The following is a 6,000-nucleotide window of genomic DNA, read 5'->3' as shown; positions in this document are numbered from 1 at the left end:
CCCCCGCTTAGTTGTTAAGTTAAGGTTATTGTTATATCAATGAATAATAACAACTAAGTTGCAGTGCGATGTGGTGCTTAATCGGAGTCTGAATGAGCAAGTTCTTGATAATAGAAGACAATAAAGTGATGGCAGAGGTATTAGCTCAAATTATTCGAAAATGCATTACTCCTAAGGAGATCATGAAATGTTCAAGTATTGAGTCTGCGCATAAGGTACTCTTGAATTCAAAAGACAATATAACAGGCATTTTTTTAGATTTAAATATAGAAAAGCGTCTTGATGGATTAGAACTTTTAGCCTTCATTCGAAATAATTACCCCACAATACCTGTTTCTATAATAACGTCTGAAAGTGATACTGAAACAGTAAAGCGTACTCTTTTATGCAAGCCTCAAGATTATTTAATAAAGCCATTATCCGTTGCTAAAGTTAAACGAAGCATATTGAAATTTGAAGAAAACAAAAAATACAAACTGAATATGACTTCATAGCCAATCACAGGGAATTGTATATTTAACGCAAAAGAAATAATCAACGAGTTAATTGTCGATACTGTTATTACCAATAAAACCTGATTTGATTGGCAATGATGTAATTAAAGGTTTAATAGAAATTGATCCTATTTCGTTACAATATGTTCCGCCTGAATGGCAATGCAATGAGCTTTGCATATTAGCCGTAGAAAAATGGATTATCTTTGCAGTATGTGCCAAAAGAGGTCAAGAGTTTTCATCTTTGTGAGCTAGCACTTGATAATAATCCAGATGCAATTCAATTTGTATCTGATAAATACATTACCGAGTTACTTTTACTTACATTAGTGAAGAAGAAAGGAAGAGTATTAGCACATATTCACAAATCATATAAAACGTCAGAACTATGCAGGGAAGCTGTTAAGAATGACTTATGGGCTATATCTTCTGTACCCAGTGATGTAAATCGCGCAGACCTAAAATGTTTGATTTCCTTGGTTTTACCTACTGTTGTGATTTAACTAGAAACCGTAAAGGCATTATTCTGAAGCGGAAGACCATCAAAATGAAGTCATCTCGATTGTTGGTTGAAAGTCTGAGAAAGTATCTGGCTCTCAGTTTTCAGTGTTATTTAAGTTTGTTGACGGGAAAATTCACGAGGAAAGATGGTTTGTTGACACTGAACAGTGGAATACTGCTTTTTGATACCACAAGATAAACATAATCAAAATATCAAGTTGACGCATTTTACTCCACAGTTTTGGTGTGGATGTTAGTGCGTTTGGTGGAGATTTATAAGTTAAAGGCGTTATATGCCATCGTTGATTCGTTCTATGAGTAGCCTGGAGGACGACTACCTTTCATTAATAAATCTAGCCTTCTTTGAGCTTGTTTCGGTTTGTCTAAGTCTATTGCTTCAATCATTTCACATTCATCTCTAATCATTTCTGGTATGAGGCTAGGGTAATGACGGCAGTCTTCAGGTCTATCTAAGTAGATGCTGCATGTATATTTATTTGGGGCAAGAGAGTTTATTTTGGGTGCAAGTTCAAGAAAGGGGCATTTTTTAAGTCTTACTCCAGATTCAGGATCGAACCATATCTCACCATTTTTAACGAATTTGAAGATTTCTGGGTTGAATATTTCCCATAGATCAATTTCATTTTTTGCCGGCGAAAGATCACCACCTCCGTATTTGATGCAACATTTACCGCATTGATTACAATCTTTCATAATTCGCCAATTAGCAGGGTTTGCAAAACTGCATTGTATCATCAATGGTATTTTTAGATCACTGTATTGATTGTTTAGAGGTTACTGTTGTATTTGAATTCTACTAGTGTCGCTTTAAATTATCTGTGTATGTGATGAAACCATAAGATTTATAGGTGGCTTACGTGTCTACTTATTGAATTGAAAAAGGGTTTTGTAAGTGTTAAATGCATTAATTACGCATCCGTATGCCACCGTTGTAGTCATATTGTATATATCTTAATGTGGCAGAGCTAATGGAATAAACGCCAAATTTGATAGTTGTTTAATAAAGGAACTGTTAATGAAATTAAAATATATGATTATGAATGCAGGAATAATGTTGTTATCTATTGTTCTTACTAATAATTTATACGCTAGTTCAGATGAGCAGAATACAGAAAAGTTCTTCTCGCTTGTTGAGATAAAAAATGCGCCTAAAAAAGCGGTGCAGCCTCTTAAGTATGTACAAGCAACGGATGATGTTTCTTTGGCATATCGCTCTTATTTGCCACAACAGGCACAAGCACTTCTAATTTTTTATCATGGAGCTGGTGCTCATAGTGGGCTTACCTATAATCACATTGGCGCTGGTTTACGTGATGGTTTCAATATAGCCGTATATATGCCAGATATTCGAGGACATGGCAGCTCAGGGGGGGATCGAGGAGATACTCCAAGTGTTGAACAAGTGTGGTCAGACACTAATACAATGGTTGAAATTGCTCGTGAAAAATATCCTAATCTTCCTATCTTTGTCGGGGGACATTCAGCAGGTGCAGGCCTAGTACTTAATTATTCTAGTTGGGAGCAAAGAGCTGAAGTTGATGGATATGTCTTTCTCTCACCATATTTTGGTTTTCGCTCAGAGACTAACTACGATGAGGGTGAAAATAAACGCTTTGAGTTTTCTACAGTAAAAACGTCAGACTTTGTCATAAATACGATGAGTGGTGGTTTATTTTTAGGGCATTCAAAGGCGGTAAAATTCAACTTTCCAGATGCAGTATTAAGGGCTAACCCTGAAATTGTGTCATTTAACACCGTTAATATGTCAAACGCTGTTACGCCTTATTCGCCAGATACTCAATTATCTGATGTAAAACAGTTTGGGTTATGGATAGGAAAGCAAGATGAGGCATTTGACCCAGTAAAAGTAACCCTGTTTGCACAAAAATACAGTGATGAAAAAGCAAACAAGGAAATTGAAATCGTTGATAAAGAAAATCATTTTTCAATAATTCTGAATGCTTCCGATCTTATTGGACCATGGATAGGAAAAGTGATTCAGTAATTGTGAACAGCGCCTAACAGATAAGGATATGTGTCGCGAAGCCAGCACCTATCATATAACAAAATAGCGATTAACTGTTACTAATCACTTGGTTTCATATTGAAAGTAAAGATGCTTTCAACGTGAAAGCATCTAAAGTTTATTTTTGTTCTTCTTCAATGATTTGCTTTTTCAGTTCCTTTACAAAACGAGATAAACGCACAGATTCAGCTGCAGTGCTAAAATATTCATTATCAGTGAATGACCAACTTTCGTCGTTCCAATAGACATTTCTGCATGTTGGGTTTAATGGGTCAAAAACAACTTCACAATCACCAAAGGGATTACTGGCTGAACGAACTCGTGTGATTAAGCAGTCGTGAGGGTTTACCCATATCCAACGTCCTGCATAAACTGTAGGGCGAAGCGCCATTTTTATCCTCCTTAAGTTAAATGAGTGAAGTCTTTTTAACAAAAAGAGGGGAAAAGTCGTGTGACAGATGTCCGCATTTTACAATTCATTATCACCTGTATGTATTTATACATACTTGGTTTTTTCCGGCGGCTTTCGCTTTATACAGTTGTTTATCGGCACGTGCGTAGCAGTTTTTATCGCCATATTGGCAGGGTATAACCCCAATACTTGCGCTGATTGTAATGGCTACATTATGTTCTGTTTCGAATAGTGGTTGTAAAGAAAGCGCAGACAGAATGGCATCGGCGATGGCTTGCGCTTCAGCTTGGTGAATAACGTTTGACCAAATCGCAAATTCTTCACCACCGATACGCCCAATCATATCCTGATCACTGAGGCATGATGTGCACACATGTGAGAAATACTTGAGTGCATCATCACCCACAACATGGCCATATTGGTCATTAAACTGTTTAAAGTTATCGATATCGAGAATAAACAACCAGCCACGGTGTAACGGTGATTCTGCTGGTCCTGTTGGCTGATGTAACTGGCGTTCAAATTCATCCCAAAAGTAACGGCGGCTTGCCACGTTAGTTAGAGGATCATAATACGCTAATTGTTGGAGCTTTTTATTGGCTTCGGTAAGTGAGAGAGTACGCGCTTGAACGCGCTCTTCTAACTTCTGGTTTTGTTTTTCGAGCAATGCATTTAAGCGTACGGTTTCATCTTGATGCGTATTGAGTTGGTCGATGTAAGATTTTAAGTGCTCAATCATCTTATTAAACGAACGTGCTAGTTGACCGAGCTCATCTTGGCGATCAAGGTGTATTTGGTGATTCCATTTACCTTGACTTATCGCTTCAGCGCTGTGTGTGAGCCGTATGATCGGCGTGAGGATATATTTGGTGCCGTATGAGCCGTAATATATTGCGATGCCAACTAATAGTACTGTAATGATGATGGCAAAATGCATGGTTTCGATAAATTCAGATGTGAAATCGGAAACGGGCGTTAGAAATAATACTAAAATGTCCCGACTATCACTGAGAGGATAATAGGAAGTAAAACAGACCCATTGTTCACCTTCATAGCGGAACTGATATGCTGAGTTGTTTTTGTAATATTCTGCGGGCGAGACTGTTGGCCAAATGGATTGTAAGAGCGGTGCTTGACCGGATGCTACATTGAGAAGTTGTCCATCTTTTGGCGCGTGCTGATCATTCGTACTCGCAATAATCCCGCCTCTTGTATTCATTAAGAGAACTGTACTGTTTGGGCTCAATTTACTTTTCTGTAATTTCTGAGTCACACTGTTGAGCGTTAGATCTAACCCCCATACACCAAGTACTTTACCGTCAGTGTCTTTTAGCACTTTAGAAAGGCTAATACCTAAAATATCTTCGATGACACCAGGGTAGATATCACTCCATACCGGCTGGTTTTTTCCTAGTGCCCGCTGATACCAATCACGAGTGCGGGGATCAAAAAAAGCCTTTTGGTTTAAGATATGCTCGCCGTTTCCACTGAAATCAGCTTTATAACTACTAATTGGACCGACGCTGGGTTGATCAGACTCAAGACGTATATATTGTGCATTTTGAGATTTCCCCAACGACAGCAAGGCACCTTTATTGTTGGCAAAATAGTAATAATCAATATCATGGTGGTGATTCAAGATATTGGCGATATGTGTCAACAGTTTGTCTCGATCGTTGATAGTTTCGGCTAAGTTAATATTTAACCGAGATTGATGTTCATAGACGATTTTGGCTTCAGTGAAAAAGTCGTCTAACTGACTCTTAATCACCTCGCTAGAATGGTGATAGAGTTTTTCTATGGTTTTGAATAGTACTTGTTCAGAGCTTGTATACCAAATCAAGCCAATCGGTACAGCTGTAATAAAGACAAACAGAGATAACGTAAACTGAATTCGCCAGCCAAGATTTTTGGTGAAGAATATCAGCATAAGTAGTGGGTCTGAATAATTGTTATCATAGATGCGCTTTTTTACTTCTTAGGTGAGTGGTGAGAGGATATATTTTTGATGTGAACAATTCAAACATGAACTGTCAATAAAATAACGATACCTCCTTTTTATTGACGGTCTATTTATCAGGTAATTAATTATAGCCGAGTAAATAGTACTTCAGAGAAACCGCGCCATAAAGCACGCGGATTATATCGGTTTCAATCTACATGTTGTTCGCTATTTTGTAGGCATTGGGTTTTGATGCGTTTCATTTCAGCTAAAAAAGCGAGGCATTGTGGGCATATTTTAGGGTGCTTATCGGGATGCATAATTTTGGCGTACTTAAGCGCACTTTCATAACTTGAGTGATAGCCAATTATAAGTTGTTCGCTAATATAGGTTCCACAGTCGGTACGTTCATTATGTAAAAGACTAATGCCAGTTAGGGCATTCTTTTCGTCATCCATCCAATAGAACATGGTTGTTTACTCGTCTGGTTAGGCTCGAGAATATGGTAACCCATTGACGTGAATTAAAAAGAGAACATCTTTTTTTTGTTTTTTCCTCTTTTAACTTCTCTGCTATTAAGGTGTTTATCTTGTACGTATTTCTT

At 37.7% G+C, this 6,000-nt stretch carries 6 protein-coding genes; 2 read left to right on the top strand and 4 right to left on the bottom strand.

Going from position 1 to position 6,000, the window contains the following annotated elements; all coding sequences use genetic code 11:
- The first annotated feature begins 92 nt into the window (after positions 1–92).
- Positions 93–494 carry a response regulator gene (locus C9J48_RS24390; RefSeq protein WP_006231996.1) on the top strand — a complete coding sequence of 134 codons (402 nt, stop codon included), beginning with the start codon at positions 93–95 and terminating at the stop codon, positions 492–494.
- 813 nt (positions 495–1,307) lie between these two features.
- On the opposite strand, the gene C9J48_RS24380 is transcribed toward C9J48_RS24390, so the two are convergent.
- Entirely contained in the window at positions 1,308–1,709 is a 402-nt protein-coding gene (locus C9J48_RS24380; protein ID WP_036803395.1) for a YkgJ family cysteine cluster protein, read from the bottom strand.
- A 322-nt stretch (positions 1,710–2,031) separates the two neighbouring features.
- On the opposite strand from C9J48_RS24380, the gene C9J48_RS24375 reads away from it, so the two are divergent.
- On the top strand, positions 2,032–3,021 hold the full coding sequence (locus C9J48_RS24375; RefSeq protein WP_006231993.1) for an alpha/beta hydrolase: 990 nt from the start codon (positions 2,032–2,034) through the stop codon (positions 3,019–3,021).
- Positions 3,022–3,160: 139 nt separating this feature from the next.
- On the opposite strand, the gene C9J48_RS24370 is transcribed toward C9J48_RS24375, so the two are convergent.
- The 3 genes from C9J48_RS24370 to C9J48_RS24360 all read right to left on the bottom strand — a co-directional run bounded on the left by C9J48_RS24370 (position 3,161) and on the right by C9J48_RS24360 (position 5,866).
- Positions 3,161–3,433 (bottom strand): hypothetical protein, encoded by a 273-nt coding sequence (locus C9J48_RS24370; RefSeq protein WP_006231992.1) that lies wholly within the window; start codon positions 3,431–3,433, stop codon positions 3,161–3,163.
- 91 nt (positions 3,434–3,524) lie between these two features.
- A complete protein-coding gene (locus tag C9J48_RS24365) occupies positions 3,525–5,384 on the bottom strand; it encodes a diguanylate cyclase domain-containing protein (protein WP_006231991.1) in 1,860 nt (619 codons plus the stop codon).
- Positions 5,385–5,605: 221 nt separating this feature from the next.
- A complete protein-coding gene (locus tag C9J48_RS24360) occupies positions 5,606–5,866 on the bottom strand; it encodes a hypothetical protein (RefSeq protein ID WP_006231990.1) in 261 nt (86 codons plus the stop codon).
- Between the last annotated feature and the right edge of the window lie 134 nt (positions 5,867–6,000).

This window comes from Photobacterium profundum (assembly GCF_003026285.1).
GTDB classification, from domain to species: domain Bacteria; phylum Pseudomonadota; class Gammaproteobacteria; order Enterobacterales; family Vibrionaceae; genus Photobacterium; species Photobacterium profundum.
Note: the sequence above shows the minus strand (reverse complement) of the source record. Positions and strands in the feature narration are given on the sequence as shown.

Coding starts and splice junctions, on each gene's coding strand:
- C9J48_RS24380 (WP_036803395.1), bottom strand. CDS start 1,709: ATGAAAGATTGTAATCAATGCGGTAAATGTTGCATCAAATACGGAGGT.
- C9J48_RS24360 (WP_006231990.1), bottom strand. CDS start 5,866: ATGTTCTATTGGATGGATGACGAAAAGAATGCCCTAACTGGCATTAGT.
- C9J48_RS24370 (WP_006231992.1), bottom strand. CDS start 3,433: ATGGCGCTTCGCCCTACAGTTTATGCAGGACGTTGGATATGGGTAAAC.
- C9J48_RS24375 (WP_006231993.1), top strand. CDS start 2,032: ATGAAATTAAAATATATGATTATGAATGCAGGAATAATGTTGTTATCT.
- C9J48_RS24365 (WP_006231991.1), bottom strand. CDS start 5,384: ATGCTGATATTCTTCACCAAAAATCTTGGCTGGCGAATTCAGTTTACG.
- C9J48_RS24390 (WP_006231996.1), top strand. CDS start 93: ATGAGCAAGTTCTTGATAATAGAAGACAATAAAGTGATGGCAGAGGTA.